The sequence below is a fragment of the Mycoplasma sp. 1890 genome (assembly GCF_053851615.1).
Genome location: NZ_JBSQAZ010000001.1, coordinates 170,384 through 191,369, shown reverse-complemented (window position 1 = coordinate 191,369; position 20,986 = coordinate 170,384). Strand labels below are relative to the sequence as shown.

At 28.4% G+C, this 20,986-nt stretch carries 15 protein-coding genes; 13 read left to right on the top strand and 2 right to left on the bottom strand.

Going from position 1 to position 20,986, the window contains the following annotated elements; all coding sequences use genetic code 4:
* Positions 1–191: hypothetical protein (locus ACWXVO_RS00650; protein ID WP_456001897.1), on the top strand; the 191-nt coding region annotated here is incomplete at its 5' end.
* Positions 192–284: 93 nt separating this feature from the next.
* Here ACWXVO_RS00650 and cas9 read toward each other — a convergent pair.
* Complete coding sequence (gene cas9 / locus ACWXVO_RS00645; protein WP_456001894.1) at positions 285–3,788, bottom strand: type II CRISPR RNA-guided endonuclease Cas9; 3,504 nt, start codon at positions 3,786–3,788, stop codon at positions 285–287.
* A gap of 418 nt (positions 3,789–4,206) precedes the next feature.
* On the opposite strand from cas9, the gene ACWXVO_RS00640 reads away from it, so the two are divergent.
* The 5 genes from ACWXVO_RS00640 to pip all read left to right on the top strand — a co-directional run bounded on the left by ACWXVO_RS00640 (position 4,207) and on the right by pip (position 10,588).
* A complete protein-coding gene (locus ACWXVO_RS00640) occupies positions 4,207–5,499 on the top strand; it encodes a hypothetical protein (protein ID WP_456001891.1) in 1,293 nt (430 codons plus the stop codon).
* Between the two features lie 50 nt (positions 5,500–5,549).
* Positions 5,550–6,428 carry a phosphonate ABC transporter ATP-binding protein gene (gene phnC, locus ACWXVO_RS00635; RefSeq protein WP_455994513.1) on the top strand — a complete coding sequence of 293 codons (879 nt, stop codon included), beginning with the start codon at positions 5,550–5,552 and terminating at the stop codon, positions 6,426–6,428.
* 2 nt (positions 6,429–6,430) lie between these two features.
* Positions 6,431–8,626, top strand: coding sequence for a PhnE/PtxC family ABC transporter permease (locus ACWXVO_RS00630; RefSeq protein ID WP_456001888.1), 2,196 nt, complete (start codon positions 6,431–6,433; stop codon positions 8,624–8,626).
* 3 nt (positions 8,627–8,629) lie between these two features.
* A complete protein-coding gene (locus ACWXVO_RS00625) occupies positions 8,630–9,463 on the top strand; it encodes a DHH family phosphoesterase (RefSeq protein WP_456001885.1) in 834 nt (277 codons plus the stop codon).
* Positions 9,464–9,652: 189 nt separating this feature from the next.
* Positions 9,653–10,588 (top strand): prolyl aminopeptidase, encoded by a 936-nt coding sequence (pip, locus tag ACWXVO_RS00620; protein WP_456001882.1) that lies wholly within the window; start codon positions 9,653–9,655, stop codon positions 10,586–10,588.
* A gap of 823 nt (positions 10,589–11,411) precedes the next feature.
* Here the strand turns inward: pip and ACWXVO_RS00615 are convergent.
* A complete protein-coding gene (locus tag ACWXVO_RS00615; RefSeq protein ID WP_456001879.1) occupies positions 11,412–12,317 on the bottom strand; it encodes a nucleotidyltransferase in 906 nt (301 codons plus the stop codon).
* Positions 12,318–12,456: 139 nt separating this feature from the next.
* Between ACWXVO_RS00615 and ACWXVO_RS00610 the strand changes: the two genes are divergently transcribed.
* The 7 genes from ACWXVO_RS00610 to ACWXVO_RS00580 all read left to right on the top strand — a co-directional run bounded on the left by ACWXVO_RS00610 (position 12,457) and on the right by ACWXVO_RS00580 (position 20,980).
* Complete coding sequence (locus tag ACWXVO_RS00610) at positions 12,457–14,616, top strand: helix-hairpin-helix domain-containing protein (protein ID WP_456001876.1); 2,160 nt, start codon at positions 12,457–12,459, stop codon at positions 14,614–14,616.
* Between the two features lie 105 nt (positions 14,617–14,721).
* Positions 14,722–16,326: a transcription termination factor NusA gene (gene nusA, locus ACWXVO_RS00605; protein WP_456001873.1), complete on the top strand. Its 1,605-nt coding sequence runs from the start codon at positions 14,722–14,724 to the stop codon at positions 16,324–16,326.
* A complete protein-coding gene (locus ACWXVO_RS00600; protein ID WP_438340440.1) occupies positions 16,310–16,609 on the top strand; it encodes a DUF448 domain-containing protein in 300 nt (99 codons plus the stop codon). Before nusA ends, ACWXVO_RS00600 begins: the two co-directional genes overlap by 17 nt.
* Positions 16,570–18,375: a translation initiation factor IF-2 gene (gene infB / locus ACWXVO_RS00595; protein WP_438340441.1), complete on the top strand. Its 1,806-nt coding sequence runs from the start codon at positions 16,570–16,572 to the stop codon at positions 18,373–18,375. The genes ACWXVO_RS00600 and infB overlap by 40 nt, the downstream gene beginning before the upstream one ends.
* Position 18,376: 1 nt before the next feature.
* On the top strand, positions 18,377–18,706 hold the full coding sequence (rbfA, locus tag ACWXVO_RS00590; protein ID WP_438340442.1) for a 30S ribosome-binding factor RbfA: 330 nt from the start codon (positions 18,377–18,379) through the stop codon (positions 18,704–18,706).
* Positions 18,707–18,716: 10 nt separating this feature from the next.
* Complete coding sequence (gene mnmG, locus ACWXVO_RS00585; protein ID WP_456001870.1) at positions 18,717–20,540, top strand: tRNA uridine-5-carboxymethylaminomethyl(34) synthesis enzyme MnmG; 1,824 nt, start codon at positions 18,717–18,719, stop codon at positions 20,538–20,540.
* 8 nt (positions 20,541–20,548) lie between these two features.
* On the top strand, positions 20,549–20,980 hold the full coding sequence (locus ACWXVO_RS00580) for a 23S rRNA (pseudouridine(1915)-N(3))-methyltransferase RlmH (protein WP_455993771.1): 432 nt from the start codon (positions 20,549–20,551) through the stop codon (positions 20,978–20,980).
* The last annotated feature ends 6 nt before the right edge of the window (positions 20,981–20,986 follow it).

Sequence of the window (20,986 nt, the reverse complement as noted above, 5' to 3'; positions counted from 1 at the left end):
ATCGTTCCAACTTGTTATTTTCTTTGTGCAAATATATAAATAATAATTTTTATGGTCTAACAGAAATTAATGATAAAAATATTGGCTTTATTAATAATAACGCAGAAGCTTTTATATCGCATTTAATAAAAAAGCCAATTAACCAATTAAAAATGTATGAACAATATATAGTTTTGACGTGTGTTTATTAAAAATTTTGAATAATTTAAATAACTTTAAAATTGGTTTGTTATGGTAGTGTAGTAAATTTTGTGTAAATTTATCTGCAGTACCTTTAAAATATTTTAAATTATTCTATTTTTTGTTTTTATTGATTTCGAGCAAAAAGAAGAAATTGTAGTTATTAGCCTTTTTTCTTCTAATTTTTCTCCATTTTTTATTACATTTCTTTTTGAAATGTATTTAACTTCAATAGTTTGAGAACTATAAACTGCGCCACATAAATAATAGACTTGATTATCGATTGCGTTTTTAAACAACGTATTTTTATATCAGACATCAATTATTTTATTTTCCTCTGGAATGTCTAATGTTTTTTTAATTCTATTTAATTCTTTTTGATTGTAAATTTCTTCTAAAGAAAAATCAGATTTTTTATTGTTATCAAATGTATAGATTTTTGCATTTACCGGGATATAAGCATATTTATCTTTTCTTGTTTTATAAATCAATAGCGCAACCCAATTAAATGATTCTTTAAATGACTTGCTATCATTTTTATTTAAAGCTACATTGTTAATATTTTTTTTATCACTAACTATTTTTAATTTTTTAACCATTTTGACTTTATTATTTTCAACGAGTAATAAAATTTGGTTATTTTTGCAGAAATCTTTATACTCTTCTGAAATTAATTCATTATATGTTTTTTGTAAATCATTCATATAAACTTCAAAAGGACTTTTTTCACCTTTATATTCTAGATATATATTCTTAAGTTTATTAAACTCTTGAGGGTGACTTCTGAACATTAATACATTATCGTGTTTATCTTCTTTTTCGAAGTAATCTTTCATATCATAGACACTTTTACGTTCAACTTTATAAATTATATTTTCATCATCTGGATCTTTGATAGAAGAGTATAAAGTTGCATTAAATAGTTCGATATTATGATCTTTCGTTAATTTTCTTGTAAATCTTACTTTAGATTTAATTTCTTGTTGTCTATTTTCGCCTATCGATTTTTTTACTTTATCTGTTATATCCTCGGTATTGACAGTTAAATCAGAACGCTTACAAATAAATTCACCAGTTTCTTTATCAATAATGTTGTTGTCTTTGTCAATGTAGTAGTTTTCCAAAATTGCTCATTTATTATGGTTCATTTTCATATTGTTTGCTGCAATTGCTAATATTGAAGCATCAATAGCATGGTGATCAAATTCATCACGGTTCTTTTTATCCAATTTCGCTAATTTTCTAATTATGCTTGTAAATTTACCTCTAATAGGTTTTATTGTGAATTGATTGTCATGATTTTTAGCATAGTTTGCTAAAATACTTAAAAATTCTTTACATGCATAACGCGTGTCGTTTAAATTTCTAGAAGCAAATTCTATTTCATCGCTTTGAGAAAGTGTGTCATGCAATAAATTGTTGCACTTTGCAATTAATTCATCGTATGTTTTAAATCAAGGTAAATCTTTGATTTTATCTTTTTTAGAAGTATATTTATCGGCTTTTGATCTTCAATGTACATATAACCATTTTTTTAGCTCTTCAAATTTTTCGATTGATAAAAAGTCTTTAGGGACCTTATTTTTCTTTTGCCTATTTGACTCTTTTAGTACCAAAACCTTGTTTCTGATTGAATCGTCAAAACTTTTGCTTTGAGGAAGAATATGATCAATATCTGTATATCCTGGATCTTTATAAACTTTTCTTAAATCAATATCTTGAAGAGAATATAAATCAATTCCGTCCTGTTGTAATCATAGCAATAACTTTAATTTTGTATGATCTGAGCAATTTGAAATACTGAATGAATTATCCATAGTTCTTTCTTTTACTGCCACTTCAATTAGATCATTAACTTTTTTATTGTGTTTATTTTGAGCACTGATTTTTTTAGCTTCTTCTTCACCGTTTTTATCCCTTGGCATTTCTAGGCCAACTTTTGTGATTAAATATTTTTTTCCAAATTCTTTGATAATTTGGTTAAATACCTTAACGCTTTCTCTAATTGAACTTTTAACTGCTGGAGAAACAATTAAATCGTCTAAAAAATTGGCTTGTAAATATTTGCCAGTTTGTTCTTTTGAAATTAGTTTAATTTCATTTTCTTTATTATATTCACTAACTGCTTTATATAAATCACTCTCTTTATTTCATTTTAATGACTCTAGATTGGTAATTTCATCAAACAATGCCTGCAACGTATGTTCAAAAACACGGTATGAAAGTGAATGTGTTTTATTTCCTTTTAATTTAGAACTTTGAGCAATATCTTTTATCGTGTTCTGAATATCACTGTCATTTAATAAATATTTATTGAATACTTTAATACATTCTTTATCGTTTAACTTGTTGATACGGTCATCAATGCTTCTATTATAAAATATTGGTTGATATAGCTTATCTAAGTCTCTTATTACATTGAATAAATTTTCACTGTTAAACATTGAAGCAATACAATTATTTTTTACAAAGATATTTAAGATTTCATTTGTTATATTTAGATTTTTATAATAATCGATATCTTCATTGCTAAAACTATTTGTAGTTAAATCATTATTAATTTTTTTCATTTCTTTAATAATTGATTTTTTATCTATGTTTTTAACTTTTTTATCGTTTTTAAATGAATTAAATCAATTTAAAATTAGATCTTTTTTAACTTGATTGTCTAGATTTATTTTATTCTGTGAATTTTCGTCAATATAAAAAGTTGTATTGTTTAAATTGTGTAATAAATTAAACATTTCTGCACTTGGCGTATTAATAGGCGCTCTATTGTCTTTTTTAAACACGCTACATTTTCCGGTGGTTTTTTCTCATATTACAGTATATTTTTGAATAACTTCACCATTTTCATCTCTTTGAAAAATTCCGTATTCACTCGGACTTTTTATATTGCCAGGCCCTTGTTCAAATGAACGTATATATTTAAATAAATTTAGATAATTATCACTAAATTCTTTAAATAATTTTTGATCATATTTTTTAGACTGAACTTCGAAAAGTTTTTCAAGTTCGGCAACTCATCTTTTATTAGTAAATAAATTACCTGTATTTGCTTCAATGTTTTTGACAAATCCGAATCTATCAAAGTATTTTTTTTCAATTTCGCTTGGATATTTTGAATCGTCTTTAAATTCGGCAAATGAACTGTTATTCTTATCGCCGCCTTTATTATCTTTGGTTTCTTCTTCTATTTCATAAAATATACCACGATTTTTTAAATAATCGTGTAGTATTCAGATTAATTCTTCTGATAAAATTTCTTTTGATAATGCTTTGTATTTTAAATCTATAATATGTGGGTGTTTTTGTGAAGATTTTAAATAAATATTTAAAACATCTTCGACAGATTTTAAATCTAAATTAAACATTTTGCTATATTTAATAACTAATTTTGCATAAGCATTTTTCTTTAAAGCTTTTCTTCTTATACTTCTTCTAAGAGATCTATGAGCTCTTCTATCTTCAGCTAAATTAGGTTCATCAAACAATCTAGAACCTAGCGCAATAACTTCGTTAGTTTCATTATTAACAAGTGACCAGCCTACGGAACCAATCCCTAAATCTAGGCCTAATGAAACCTCAATTTTTTTATTATCTTGCATGAATTCTCCATTCTAAAAAACATATTTATTATAAATTACAAATATAAATATTTATTTTTATCATTAAAATTTAGCGAAAATTTGAAGATTTTACTATTGCTAATATTGCAATTTTAATACACTAAACTTTTATCTTAAATTTTCGAACCAAATGAGATTACACAAAATTTATAAAATAACTTTTTTTAACATTTACGTTAAATTGCAGCAAAATGAAAAAATTGTAATTTCATAAAAAAACTAATTTTATAATATAATTTTTCACCACAAAAAATTTATTTTTTTTCATACTTGTTAATTTTTTTAAAAAAACTCTTCTAATAAGTGTTTTTTTATTGCTCCTTGAGTTTTTAATATAATTTCGTTTGTAAATTTAAATACTTTATATTAAAGAAAATCCACACAAAAAGGAAAACAAATGAAAAAATCAATCAGAAAGTTCTTACTACCTTCAGTTATAACTAGTGCTTCTATACTTCCGATGGCTATAGGTCTAATTTCTTCACAATGTACAACAGATTCCAATGTCGAAGCAATAAAAACCCAGGGCTATGCTGATGCTATGCAAAAACTAGCTAACAAATCAATCACTGTTGCTGGAGCATGATCAGACGCTCGTTTTTATGCTAAAGACCATGCTAATGATCTAGCAGTTATTGGGGCTACATCGCACATTTCAAATGATGGTGTTCAGGCGAGATCTGACTTAAAGCTTGGCGATATTAAGGCTCTTCAACAACTTTTAATTGCTGCAATAAAAGAATCAAACAAACAAGTAAAAGATAATAAAGATTCTAACAAAGAAAGCAATCTAACTTACTTAGATAAAAATAACAAGATCCAAAGTATATTCAAAATATACAACCATGATGGCTATGCTCCAGTTGGATTTGATGCAAATATCGTTTACAACATAAATGGAGATTCAAAAAAAGCCTATGAAGTTATTCCTAAAGGCGAGAGTGAATATATTTCCTTTGATGAAAAAACAAATAAATTCACAACTGTTGATGAAAAGAAAAACCTTAAAATTCAATTCATTCCTTCTTCTGATGCCGCATTAGTACAAAAAGCAACAGAGAAACTACAATTATGAATAAAGGAAAAAGGAATCAAAAATATTGAAATTAGTGTTTCAAGTGATTACAATAGTGCTGCAACAGCTTTGAAAGCTAAATCGATCGATGTCGCCTTTCTACCCGTCGATACATGAGCTAAGCTATCTGGAGATTCTAGCTTTATTATTCAAGCTGGTAGAAATGTCCAAATTATTGACCCATATATAAGCAAGCAGAATCCATCAACACCTAAATTTAATGATGAAAAACTACTAGTTGAAGCATTTAATAACTACAAAATATTCAATAAAAATAATCTTTATATCAACAAGGAACCATCTAAAAATCCAAATTCAACTACAAACGGATACAACGATGAATTAAAAACACATATTGATTCGTTGGCAACAGGAGAAGAACTTCCAACCGTTGGCTTCTATCGTTCATATATTTATGTTCGCAAAGATTCTGAAATTTACAAAATTGTTATTAAAGCCCTAAAAGAACAAGGTTCTAATTGAAAACTAAAATGATCAGAAGTAAGGGATTATGTAATTTATGGTTATACTTCAACAACATCAGCCGCCTCATATATATACCCTGAACAATGATTTAAAAAACATTTTGAAGGCTTTAAATCTTTCTTAGAATAATACAAAAACTTAATTTAATATAAAACTTAATTATGAATAAAAATTTAAAAATGAAAAGTATTAGCAACATACAACAAAATACTAATAATAATTGAAATATAAACTGAGATAATGTATCAAAAACATATCCTAATGGAACTAAGGGCTTAATTGATGTAAATCTTTCAATTAATCAAGGCGAGTTTGTTGCGATTATTGGTCTATCGGGAGCCGGAAAAACCACACTAATTAAAACAGTAAACAAAATAAATACCATTACCTCAGGAAAATTAACGGTTGGGCCTTACAATGTTAATGAATTAAAAGGAAAAAAATTAAGACAATTTAGAACAAAAATTGGAATTATCTTTCAAAATTATAATCTAGTTGAAAACATCACTGTACTACAAAATGTTCTCTCGGCAAGATTACCGCAAATGAATTTATTTAGAGCGTTTTTTGGATTTTATAGTAAAAGCGATATTGAACTAGCATATCAATGTTTAGCAAAAGTTAATATTCTAGAAAATGCTTATGATTTAGCAAAAGATTTATCAGGCGGTCAGATGCAGCGTGTGGCCTTAGCACGTACTCTAGCCCAAAAACCAAAAATTATTCTTGCAGATGAACCTGTAGGGGCACTTGATCCGATTATGGCTAAAAGTGTTATGGATGGTTTTTTAATAGCTAACAAATCTGAAAAAATTACCATAATTGCAAATCTCCATCATGTTGATCTAGCCCTACAATATGCAGATCGAATAATAGGAGTAAAAAAAGGCAAAATTATTTTTAATGATAGTTGAGATAAAGTTAATTTAGAACAATTAAAAGAAATATATGGAAAAAAATTGGAACAATTTGATGAAGAACAATTCAATGAAAACCGTAGAAAAAGACTAATTATTCAAAATGAAATTAAAGAAAAAATTAAAAAATTGGAAATCTAGAAATGGATAAACAGCAAAGCAAATCTAGCGGTCCTATTGAATATAAAAGCAAACTAAAATTATTTAGTGAATCAGTAACAAATTACTTTAATCCTAAATTCGTTGACATCAATGGCCAAAAGGTAACTAAAAAGTTCCCTTGGTTCAAAATCTTGGGTGGTGCACTAATCTTTATTTTGGTTGTAATAATAATAGCTGCTATTAAACCTGATTTTCAAAACTGAAAAGCTTTTTGAAACCATATTTCGCACTTTTTTGAGACTAATAAAAAGGCGCAAATCGGAGCTGCAGAGTTCACGCCTTATGCAACCTTCTTGCGCAGCTTATCCTATTTATGAACCACTATTTCATACTCAATATTAGGCACTATACTTGGTATTTTTATATCAGTACCGCTAGCATTATTAAGCTCTAAAAATATTATTAAAGATAAATTAATTTATCTTCCCTTTAGAATAATAATGTCGATAATTAGAGCAGTCCCCCCAGTTGTATTCGCATTTATCTTTTTCTTCTTATTTTCAAAATCATTAGCGGCAATGTTTTCAATTGCTATATTTGTTAGCTCATTAATGACAAAATGATTATATGAAGACTTAGACACCTATGATACAAGTGCATTTCAGGGAGCGCAAGCGATTGGAAATAATAAAACTCTTGCCTTTAAAAGCGCAATTTTACCTTATTTAATAAAGAGAATTGTATCATATGGATTCTACTCATTCGAAATGGTTGTTAGATTTGCAGCTATTTTATCAATTGTTGGAATATCAACAATTGGACAACTTCTTTCTGACCAATACGCCATAACAGATAACCTATCACATATGTCAATTGTTTTATGAGTGTTAATTGCCTTGATGATAGTAATCGAAGCATTAAACTATATGATTAAAAAATTCATTTTAGAATATTCTCAAAAGCACCCTCAAATTGATGAAAAACTTCCATTTGCAAAACAATTAGAACAGCTTAAAAAGCAAAAGTCAAAAATATATATATTCAAGATTTTTGTCATTATTCTTGTGTTTGCGCTTATCCTTGCTTCGCTAACACAAATTGAATGAAAAATTGGAAATAGTATAAAAATTAGTCAATTCAAAGATGGGATTAATAAGCTTTTCAATCCGGATTGATCATTGTTTGGTGGTAATTGAAAAACATCAAAAACAAGTGTTATACCATTAGGGGCTTCGGCTCTACTAGTGGCAATAGCTTCCTCAGTCATTGGTTTGTTTTTTGCACTAATATTAGGAATTCTCGCCGCAAAAAATATTAATAAGTATTTTTCTTACCCATTTAAATTGATTATTATTGTTATTCGTGCTATACCAGCGTTCACTTTTGCCATTCTTTTTATAATCTTGTCAAAAGACTCAAAACTATTTGCCGGGGTCTTGGCACTGGGGATACATTCAATTGGTATGCTTGGAAAACTAATTATGGAGTCAGTTGAAAAAATTCCACACAAGGTGTTTCAATCCTTGGACTCACTAGGCGCAACATGATTTCAAAAAGTCAAATTTATTGTTATTAAATCAATATTACCGCAATCTCTGTCTAACTTCTTATATAGAGTTGAAATCAACTTCAAAAGTACAGTAGTAATTGGCGCCGTAGGAGCTAGTGATTTTGGTTTCCAAATCAGTACATACTCATCCAAAACTGAAGACTGAGACAAGCTTTCATCATACCTAATTTTTACCATTATTGTATTATTGACAATTGAACAAATTTCAAATATCATTCGCTCCAAACTAACAACTGGATACTTCTTTGGCCAAGATGTTTGGTTTAAAAAACTAATTAAACAAAATATGATTATTAAGTCGCTTGCCGTTGCTCTTGTGAACAATGAGGAATTCAAAAATGAAACAAGATATGCAAAATATATGATTGCAAAACACAAGAAGGATCAATTATTTATATACAATTATTGATTAAAAAATGATTTAATTCCAGATGAAAAAAATTATAAAAGGCTAATGACAAATAAAATAGACTATTTAAATCAATATAAAAAAATATTAGTTAAAATTAAAAATGATGTTAAAAATGTTTATAAAACAACATATATGCGAACAATTCAAAATCTAGCAAATATGAAAAACTGATTCAAGAAATCTAAAATAGCTAAAAAATCCGCCAAAATTGCGGTTGATCATTATTTTGACAATTATTCATTAACGGTGGCCTAAATTATGGAAAATATGAAGCAAAAATTTATTAAATTTTGAGAATATCTAAAAAACGCAAATAATATAACATTGTGTACTCATGTTGAACCAGATGGTGATACCCTAGGATCTGCAGTCGCTCTAAAGCATCTTATAAAAATAAACCTAAAAAATAAGAATGTAAGAATTTCTGGCGGCGATTATCCAAGAAACCTATTGTTCTTGGAAGATGAAAAAATTTCATTAGTTGATAATGACTTTTTTAATAACTCACTAAAGGTGGTTGTTGATACATCTACAAAGAATAGAATCTTTGATCAAAGAGTCAAAACCGAAGAATCAATTAAAATTGACCACCATCCTTTGGAAGGCAAATGATTATTTGAAATTGGCGGTGATTTTTGACCCGCAACCGGACAGGTAATGACTAAACTTGTTATGGAACTAAATTTAAAAACAGACAAAAAAGTTCTCGAAGGCCTTGCTGTGGCAATCATTACTGATACTGAATTTTTCAAAGAGAGAAATGTTACCCAAGAAACTTTTAAATGTATGGAATTTTTATTAAAGGAAGGTCTAGATTATAATCTTTTACTTAAAAAAATGCAACTTAATGCGGAAGAAAACAGATTCATTTTTAATGCAATAAACAATTCCCAAAAAGAAGGAATAGTTACATATATGATTGTTGATCAAATTGTTTCAAATGATATCGCAAGACCTCTTGTTGCTAAATTTGTAGAAGTATCTAACACCGAAGTTTCACTAGCATTATTAAAACGAAAACAGGGTGATTATCGCTGTGAAATTAGATCAAAAACTACTTATGATGTATCAAAAGTTGCAAACTATTTTTAAGGCGGTGGGCACTTAAACTCATCTGGATTTATTCAACAGGATTTAAATAAATTGCAAGAAATAGTTAACTTTATAAACAAACATTATTTAATATAAAAAATAAGAGTTAGGGGCGCATTAAACCTCTAACTTTTTAAAATATTAAAATATAATTTTAAGTACTAATATTTTATCTAAAAGGAAATTGTTATGTTTAAACCAATTGAACCATATAAAACTGGTTTTTTAAAAGTAAGTGATATTCACTCTATATATTATGAAGAAGTAGGTAACCCAAATGGTCAACCAATTTTATTTATACATGGTGGTCCAGGAGGGGGAATTTCTGAATCAAATCGCCAATATTTTGACCCAAATCATTACCGAATTATTTTATTCGATCAAAGAGGTTGCGGCAAATCTATGCCGTCTGCCGAAATAAAAGAAAATACTACACTAAACTTAATTAGCGATATTGAAGAGTTGCGAAAAAAGTTAAATATTGATAAATGGATACTTTTTGGTGGTTCATGAGGATCATGTTTGTCACTTATTTATGCCATTAATTACCCTCAAAATGTATTGGGTATGATTTTGCGAGGTGTATTCTTAGGGCGCCAAGAAGACGATTATTACCTTTATCAGCAAGGTGCTTCTTTCTATTTTCCTGAAGCATATGAAGAATTTTCCAACTTTATTCCAATTGAAGAAAGACATAATTTAATCAAGGCATACCACAAGTATCTAAATAGCCCAAATATTGAATTAGCATACAATGCAGCATACCATTGAGCTAAATGAGAACTCGGGCTTATAACGATGAATCCACTAACAGAAATAGAAGAAATTTTATCTAATAAGAAAAGCAATTTAGAATTAGCTAGACTTGAAAATCATTATTTTATTAATCATATTTTTTTAGAAGATAACTATATATTAAAAAATATTGACAAAATCCGAAATATTCCAACAATAATTATTCATGGTAGATTTGATATGGATTGCAGACCAGAAGGCGCTTACCTTTTACATAAAAATCTAAACAAATCAAAGTTAAATTTTGTTATTGCAGGCCATTCCTCGAAAGAAGAAAAGATTGCTGAAGCACTAGTTAATGCTACAGAAGAATTTAAAAATTTGCAATAAATAATTCATAGACTTTGAAGGCAAAAACATTCAGAAAATACGCCTGAATGTTTTTTTACAAAATCTCATTTAAGTTTTTCATCTAGATTAGATTCAAAAAAATATTTTAAATAAATTGAATCAAATTTTTTTAAGCTTTTGAAGCTAAAATAAAAAAGATAATAAAACCTACAAGTATTAATATTAGCAAGATCAAGTCAACAATTATTAACAAAAATAAAGTGTTTATATTCGAACATAAACAATAATGCTTTGATTCAATGTCTATATTATTGAAATTCAGAAATAGTGACGACTTCATTGTTAATTTCACTAAGAGCATTATCATAAAATATTAATAATATGATAATTGTAGGTCTATAGATGCTAGATTATAATTGAAAGAATTGACGCAAAACCCGACACAACATTAGCTATATTGCAACAAATGTATATATTGACATTACAACAACAATAAAAGTAAAAACAATGCCAGTGATAGATCAAATGAAACAAAATGACCTTGTTTAGACTTTTTTGTTTCGCACAAATGTTGCTTCATCAAAATAGCCAGTCACTCATAAATAAATCCTATAAATTTCAAATGTATAACCTATTATATTTTTTTCGAATATTTAGCTCAATAAACTAAATTATGATTTATAAAAAATGTGATCTTTATTCCAGTATCTTCTTACCTTCTAAGCGCCTGAAGTGCCTATGATTACCCTGATAAACAATAATAATGAAAAAATAATACCTAGAGGTATTAATAACTTGCTGCATCCAATTTAGAATTAACTTTTTTTCCTCAATTGCGCTTTAATTTAAAATTAAAAATATACTAGTTTTTTTTAGCAAATCACTTCTTTAAGACATACAAATAAGTTCGCTTAATACGTGATTTTGTATATCTTTTTGATGTACAAGAATCAATAAATTCATCGTAGGATAAAGCATCAATGTTTTTCTTAAATAAATTTTCCATCCCTTCACTAACCAGTTTAATTTTGGCGATTCTTTTTGGTGACCAATGTCTTATTATTCTTTGGAATTTTTTATATGTATCTTCAATCCTCTTAACTCTTTTAATTTTTAGTGGAGAAAAATTTGAAATATCCTCATTATTTTTTATCATTTCTCTTAATTTTGTTCCTGATGCATAAATCGAACTTGTTTCCCCGGAATGATGTGAAATTGACCTTTTAATACAATCAAGTTTAATATGAGGTTTATTTTTTAATACGTATTTAGTGTATTCAAAGCCCAAAATATCTTGCGGAATTTCTTCTTCTTTTAAGAATAGTTTTAACGATTCATAACAGGATAAAATAAAGGATTTTCCTTGTTTTAAAAGCAACTTAACATTTTTGTTATATAAATCCACATTTTCATCCAATAGCTTTGCAGCACTTATATATTTTTTTATTTCATCGCTATCGGATGTTCCAAAAAAAAGAATATCAATTTTTTGTTTATCTAACATATCAATTGAGCCTTTTGCAAAAAAGTGTGCTGCCTGTGTTGAAGTTTCAAAATCTAGCTTAACAACCTTATCAACACCATATTTCATACATATTTTTTTCCTTTTTGCAAAAGGAGCGCAAGCAATCTCACCACGTTGGGTAAAATTAGAGGACAAGGCAACAATAATTTTCGAATTTGGATATCTTTCTTTAATTTTATTAATTAAGTATATATGACCATTATGAAATGGATTATATTCTGCAATAATGCCAATTTTTAACATAAATTTATTCTTCCTACAATTCAATAATTCTTAAAAATTATAAATTAATTTGCTTTAAAAAAAATCTAAAAAGACCTATTAAAAAATAATTTCTTTATAATTAATGTACTAAAGATAATAAATAAAAATTGGAGAAATTATGATTGATTTATCAATAAAAAATGTTGCAAAAAGATTGAATATACGTAATGAGCAGGTTAGTGAAACCCTTAAATTATTAAAAGAAGGCGCTACAATTCCCTTTATTTCACGTTATAGAAAAGATGTGACCGGTGGTCTTGACGAAGAACAAGTTGCAAATATTAGCGAATTTTATGAGTATGATGTAGAACTTCAAAAAAGGAAAGAATATGTTAAAAAAATTCTTGAAGAAAAAAAGCTACTTGATGTTGAAATATCGAAAAAAATTGATGATGCAATAACTAAGCAGGAAGTTGAAAATATATATGAACCTTTTAAGGTAGGCAAAAAAACAAAAGCCACCGAAGCTCTTGCGTTAGGATTAGGGCCACTTGCTGAGCTTATTATGACAAATAAGGATGAAAAATTTAATGTTTTTAAAGAAGCTTCGAAATATATTAATGGAGATACATTAAAAGATGTTGAACAAGTTTTAGAACAAACTAAATATATAATTGCTCAAAATATTTCACAAGATATTTCAGTTCGCGAATATGTTAAAAATCAACTTATAAACTACGGTGTTATCGTAACAAAAAAGAAAAGTGTGGATGACGAAAAAGAAACATTCAAACAATATTATGACTATAGCGAGAAGGTTAAAAATATCCCTAACCATCGTGTATTAGCTATTACTCGTGGTGAAGACAAAAAAATCATTTCATATACAATTGAATTCAATGAAAAAGTTATCATTTATTATCTAAACAACAAATTTTTCATCAACAAAAGAACAGCTAAGATTGTTAATGAAGCAATAAAGGATTCACTAGATCGTTTAATATTTCCATCGATAATAAGAGAAATAAAGACAGATTTATTTGAGCGTGCCGAAAAAGAAGCTATTGAAATTTTTGCTCAAAATCTTGAAGATTTATTACTTTCTCCAGCCACAAAAAATAAAAATATTTTATCTATCGATCCTGGATATACTAACGGCTGCAAATGCGCAATGCTAGACGGTAATGGAAAATATTTAGAAGGTTTTGTTATCCATCCACACACTAACTCAAAAGAAGAATTTCTAAATGCAGTCAAAAAGATGCATGAAATACTTAACAAATATGAGATTGATCTAATTGTTATTGGAAATGGAACCGCTAGCCGTGAAACAGAAGAATTTATTGATAAATTATTAAAAATAAGAAGAGAAAAAGAATTAAACAAAAACACTAAATTTGCCATTGTTAGCGAAGTAGGCGCTTCTGTATACTCGGCTTCAAAAATTGCGCAAGAGGAATTTCCTGATTTAGAACTAGAATTTAGATCAGCAATTAATATAGGCAGAAAATTTCAAGATCCTTTGAATGAGCTAATTAAAATTGAACCAAAATCTCTTGGGGTAGGTCAGTATCAACATGATGTTAATCAAAAAGAATTATCTTTAAAATTAGCATTCAAAGTCGGAAAGGCAGTCAATATGGTTGGAATTGATTTAAACACCGCAACCAAATATATATTAGAGTATGTTTCTGGCCTTTCGAAATCATTAGCACAAAATATTGTTGATTATCGTAATGAGAACGGCTTATTTAAATCAAGAACTGATCTTAAAAAGGTTAAAGGTTTAGGCCCTAAAGCTTATGAACAATCAGTTGGTTTTCTACGAATTTATGATTCTAATGTATTTTATGATAAGACAAATATACACCCTGACTTATATGAACTTGCCGATAGAATAATAAAAGAATTAGCTATTGATTTAAAAAATATCGATAAGGAAATATTGCTTTCAACTAATAAGGATGAATTAGCTAAAAACCTAGGCGCAAATCAATATGACATTGACCTAATTATTGATTCTTTATTAGCACCTGGAAAGGATATAAGGGATGATAAACCAGGATATATTGTTAATGACAAAATTTTAAAATTTAGTGATATCCAACTGGGCCAAGAAATTATTGGCCAGGTTCAAAATATTACCAACTTCGGTGTATTTGCCTATATTGGCCTAAAGGAAAATGTTTTAATTCATATTCGCAATATGAAGAAGGAAAATTCCCAATATATCAACCATCCTAATGAACTAGTTTCAATTGGCGATAACATAAATATAAAAATTATTGATATTGATAAAGTAAACTCAAAAATTCAAGGAAAAATTATTTGAAAATAAATTAATGTATTAAAATTTTATTATACTGTTTTTAATTAAGATTAAAAAGGGTTGGCCATAGGCCGATCCTTTTTGTAATTATAAGATATAAAAAAGGAGATAAAAATGAATACCAAAACTTTTGATTCGGAACTAAAAGCAACACAAATTTTTAGTGCTATATATAATGTTTCACAGATCAAAAATATTGATGAAGAAGCAGTAGTTGATTTATTTAAAAAAGCTGTTGAACAAGTGATTTTTAGTCAATATGATCCTGATGCTGAATTAGAATTTATCATTGATAAAGATAAGAAACAGTTTAAAATAATAAACCATACAAAAATCGTTACTAATGACCCTATAACATATGAAGACAAAGATAATTTTTGTCCTTGCATTGAAATCGCTTTAAGCGATGCTAAAAAAATTAATGCAGATATTAAGGAGGGCGATATCATTGCCGAGGAAATAGATTTCGAATTATTCCATAAACGTGATTATCAAAAAATTCTAAGTATCTTCAACCAACAAATTAGAGAATTGGAAAAACAATTAACCTTTAATAAATATAGTAGCTTAATAGGTACTATAGTTAAAGGTAAAATAACAAATATTACCAAAACTGGCACACTCATGGAATTTCGTGATGGAACTGTTGCTTATATGCCACCATCTACAAGCAATTTAAGATTATTATCCAATCTAAAAGCCGGCGATTTGTTAGATGTTTATATTGAAGAAGTAAAACCTGAATCTAAAAATGCACAAATATTAGTATCCTCAGTTGAATCTAAATTAATAAATAAATTATTCGAACAAGAAATACCAGAAATTGCTGAGGGATTTATTGAAATTATTAAGGTTGTTAGAATACCAGGGGAAAGAGCAAAAGTTGCCATAAGAAAAACAGAAAAAGCGCCTTTTGCTCTCGAAGAATTAGGCACAGTAATCGGAACAGATTCAGCTAGAATTGAAGCTATTTCAAAACAACTAAACCACGAAAAAATTGATGTTGTATTATATGATGAGGACAAAAAGAAATTTGTAATGAATGCTGTTAGTCCTTCAAGAGTTATTGATATTGTCGAAAAAGAAGGTTCAACTCCGCAGTTCAATAGTTTTATTGTTATTGTTCCTAATGCTCAACATACTTTAGCAATTGGTAAAAAAGGGCAAAATGTTCGACTTGCCTCAGAATTAACAAGAAGCCGTTTGGACATAATTAGCCAAGCGCAAGCCGATCAACTCCAAATAAAATATTCATTTAAAAATGCAAATATTACTGAAGAAGAAGCTAAATTAAAATATGTAGGTCAAAAGTTAAATCTAAAACCAATTAGTAATCATAGAAATTCTAAGAAATCCAATGAATCATTCTTTGATAATACATTCAATATATCAGAATTTGACCAAGACCTAGCTGAGCTTAGACAAAAAGCACAACAAACAGATCATATTTTTGAAAAACAATTATATGAATCTATTTCTGATGAGGAAATAGAAAGAACATGAATTGATATGCAAAATGAATTAGAAAACGAAGAAATGGAATATTTAGATGTATACTCAGGTAACACTAAACAAAATGAAATTAAAGACAAAGCAAAAATCGAAGCCGACTATGAAAAAATAACTCAAACAAAAATGAAGGACTTCAAAAAAGATGATGACCTAAGTGCTGGTTTAGAGAATTTAGATTTAGGTGATTTAAATGATGAAGATTGATAAAAAATATAGTCGTAAATCTATTGTTGATGGAAAAATTTATCCTATAAAAAACTTAGTTAGATTTGCAAAAATTAATAATGAATTTTATTTTGATCCAAACATTGAACTAGGTGGTCGAGGAACATACTGTTTAGATAATGAGGAACAAATCGAAACCCTTTTTAAAAAACATTTACTAAATAAAGCATTTAGACAAAATATTGATGATTGTATTTATAAAAAATTATGAAATGAGGTGAATATATGGCTAAGCAAAAATGTAACAAAAGAATTTCAAATGTAGACAATATTAAAGAAAAATTAAACGTTGTAGAAGCAAAAGTCAAAAATGGTGTATTTATTTTTACAGGTCCACTAACAGTTTGTGAATTTAGTCAAAAAATTAACCAAACTGCTGCGCAAATTTTAACCTACTTCTTTAAAAAAGGAATAATGAAAAATATTAACACCTTCTTAAATGAAGAAGAAATTGCGGAAATATGTTTACATTATAATCTTGATTTTCAAAAAGAAGAATCAGTTGATGCTGAAAATTTATTTGATAAACTTGAAGTTATTAATGATCCAAACGACCTTTCAACACGCCCTCCCATTGTAACAATTATGGGCCATGTTGACCACGGTAAAACAACACTAATTGACCAAATTAGAAAAAGTAACATTCTTTCAACAGAATTTGGTGGGATTACCCAACATACTGGTGCATATCAAGTTGAATACAATGGTAGAAAAATTACCTTTCTTGACACCCCTGGACACGAAGCGTTTACTGAAATGCGTTCGAGAGGGGCTAGGGTAACTGATATTGTTATCATTGTTGTAGCTGCAGATGACGGTGTTAAACCGCAAACTATTGAAGCAATCGATCATGCGAAAGCTGCCAATGTGCCAATTATTATCTTTGTTAATAAGATGGATAAGTCAAATGCAGATCCTGAGAAAATTAAAAGCCAACTAAGCGAGCATAATATTATTTGTGAAGAATGAGGAGGCGAAAACCAATTCATTTATGGTTCAGCAATGATGAATAATAATATTGATGCTTTATTAGAATCTATTTTTCTTCAAGCTGATTTACTAGACCTAAAGGCAAATCTGAATCGCGATCCTTTTGGAACTATTATTGAATCAAAGATTGATAAAGGTAGAGGGGTAGTGTCAACGGTTATTGTTGAGAATGGTACTCTTATGCCCCGAGATTTTATTGTCGCTGGTGGTCAATATGGAAACATTAGAAGCTTAACCTCAACCGAGGGAAAACCATTGCAAAAAGTCTTACCAGGCACACCTTGCATAATTACAGGTCTCAATAAGAATCCCTCATCAGGTGATAGATTTATTGTAATTAGTGATGAAAAATTCGCTAAGAAGCTAGCAGAAGAAAAATCTTTTATTAATAAACAAAAAGAATTAAGCGAAAGAAATTCCTTCACTATAAAAGATGGACAAAAAACCTTAAACATAATTATTAAAACTGATGTTCAGGGGACTGCTGAAGCAATTAAACAAACGCTATCTAAACTAAAAAATGATGAAATCTCTGTTAATGTTATTAGAGCAACAGCGGGAGAGCTAACTAAAGCGGACTTACTCTTAGCTGAAGCATCTAATTCAAGAATTTATCTATTTAACATTAGCACATCAAGCGAAATTAAAAAACTAGCTGAAACTAAAAAAATAAAAATTGTTTCTCATAACATTATTTATAAAATTGTTGAGGAAATAGAAGCAATTATAAATACCTTAAAAGAACCAGTTTATGAAGAAAAATTAATTGGACAGGCTGTTGTTATAAAACTTTTTTTCTACTCGAAAGTAGGAACAATTGCAGGTTGCATGATGCTTGAAGGACAAGCGAAAGAACTTTGCAAAGTTGAAGTAATTAGAAAAGGCAAAAGTATCTTTAAGGGCTCAATAAGCTCCTTAAAAAGAGAAAAAAATGATGTTAAAGTTGTCGAAAAAGGCTTTGATTTTGGTACCCATATTAAAGATTTTGATAAAATAGATATAGATGATGAATTAAAATTTTATGAGGATGTATTAGTATAATATGAACGCAATTATGCATGAAAGAAAAACTCAATTATTATTAGAATTAATTGGAAATAGTTTTTTTGAATTAAAAGATTTTGATGTAACAAACATCTCAATTAACGACGTAATTTTATCAAACGATGGATCACATGCTAAAGTATATATAACCTTATTTAAAGACAAGGAAAGATACTTTGACAAAGTGACTTCAATGGCGCCATTTATTCGTTCAGTTGTAGCTAAAAGTTGAAAATATAAAAAATTACCAGAACTAGTATTTTTAATTGATAAAGTTGAGCCTGAAGCTGCAAGAATTGAAAAAATACTTAAAGATATTAAAGAATAGTACTTAATAAATGAACAATCAGTATGATGCTATCGTAATAGGTGGTGGTCATGCCGGAATCGAAGCAACTTTTGCACTAGCAAAAAGAAATCTAAAAGTAGCCTTAATAACTCTAAATACTAACCGCTTAGCAATGCTACCTTGTAATCCATCAATCGGTGGATCGGCAAAAGGAATTATTACTCGTGAAATCGATGCCCTAGGAGGAGTTCAGGGCTTTTTTGCCGACCTATCCATGATCCAAATTAAAATGTTAAATACTTCAAAAGGTCCAGCTGTTTGATCGCTTAGAGCCCAAATAGACAAAGATAAATATTCACAAATAATTCTAAATGCTGTAAAAAAAGAAAATAATATTGTTTTAATTGAAGATGAAGTTTCTGATCTAATCATAGTTGACAAAAAATGTGTTGGTGTTAAAACTTTAAAACACGGCGATATACACTCACAAGTCACAATTATGACAACCGGTGTCTATATGAACTCACGCATCCTACGAGGCACTGATATTAAAAACGATGGTCCTGACGGTGAAAAAAATAGTTCAACTCTATCCAAAAATTTAGCTAAATATGGTTTTGAAATCCAAAGATTAAAAACCGGAACTCCTTGTCGTATTTATACTGATAGTATTGATTTTACAAAAGTAGAAAGAGAAATTCTAGATAAAACTGAACTTTGTTTTTCCAAGCGAAGTAATATAAAATTAGATGAACAAACTTCTTGTTTTCTAACTCATACAACAGCCAAAACTAAAGAAATAGTGCTAAAAAACCTTGATAAAAGCTCATTATATTCTGGAATAATTATTGGTATCGGACCAAGATATTGCCCTAGCATTGAAGACAAAATTGTTAGATTTCAAGACAAGGAAACACACCACATATTTTTTGAACCAGAAACTAAAAAAGGCGACATTATGTACATTAACGGCTTATCCACTTCAATGCCTGTCGATGTCCAAGATGAAATGATTAGATCGGTACCTGGATTAGAAAATTGTAGAATCCAAAAATATGGATATGCCATTGAATATGATGCTATTAATCCGCTTAATTTATATAAATCGCTAGAATCTAAAATATTAGAAAACTTTTTTTCGGCCGGACAACCTAATGGGACAAGTGGTTACGAAGAAGCGGCGGCCCAAGGCTTAATAGCCGGAATTAATGCGGCAAATAAGATTCAAAATATGCCTTCTATGGAAATCAAAAGAAGCGATGCTTATATCGGTGTCTTAATTGATGATATCGTTACCAAAGGTACCACAGAGCCATATCGTATGTTAACAAGTCGTTCGGAATATCGATTATTATTAAGAAATGACAATGTTGATGAAAGATTATGCCAATATGCTTATGACAATAAAATGATAAATAAAGAAGAATATCAAAAAATTGTTAATAAATATAATCTTATCCAAACGACAATTGAAGAACTTAAAAATAAATATGTGTCTTCAAAGAGTGAATTAGGCATTAAATATAACGTTATCAATGGCCAATCTTACCTTAAGTTACTTGCCAATCCTGAGACAGACCCAATAGATATCTTAGGAAATGATTTTCCCTTCATTGAAGAATTAACAATTCAAGTAAGACTATTTGGATATCTTAAAAAACAAGAAACAGCTGCTGAAAAAATGATTCGCCTGGAAAATCTAAAAATCCCTGAAAATATAAATTATTCCTTGGTAGATAATCTTGCTACAGAAGCAAGACAAAAACTTGAAAAAATTAGACCCTCAACTATTGGACAAGCAACAAGAATTAGTGGAATTAACCCTTCCGACATACAAATGCTAATGTTCTATCTAAATAACCGCAAAAAATAAAAAATAAAATGAAAATAAACTTAATTGCAGTTGGTTCTTTAAATTCAGATATTAAGAAAATTTATGATTCATATTTAAAAAAAATAAACTTTTTAGCAACAATTAATTTAATTGAAATTAAAGAAATTATCAATGATAATATTGATATTAAAATTGCAAAGGAAACTGAAGCAATATTAACAAAAATACCAAAAAATTCAAAAGTTTTTTATCTTTCATTACAAGGAAAACAAATGAGTAGTGAGGAATTTTCCAATATACTTATTGAAGATAATTTAACTTTTATTATTGGTGGGTCAAATGGCGTAGATGAAACAAAATTTAAAAATAAAATTTGTTTTTCCAGAATGACCTTCCCACATCAGTTATTTAGAATTATGTTAATTGAACAAATTTACCGTGGATTAGCCATTAAGAAAAATATTAAATATCACAAATAATTACAC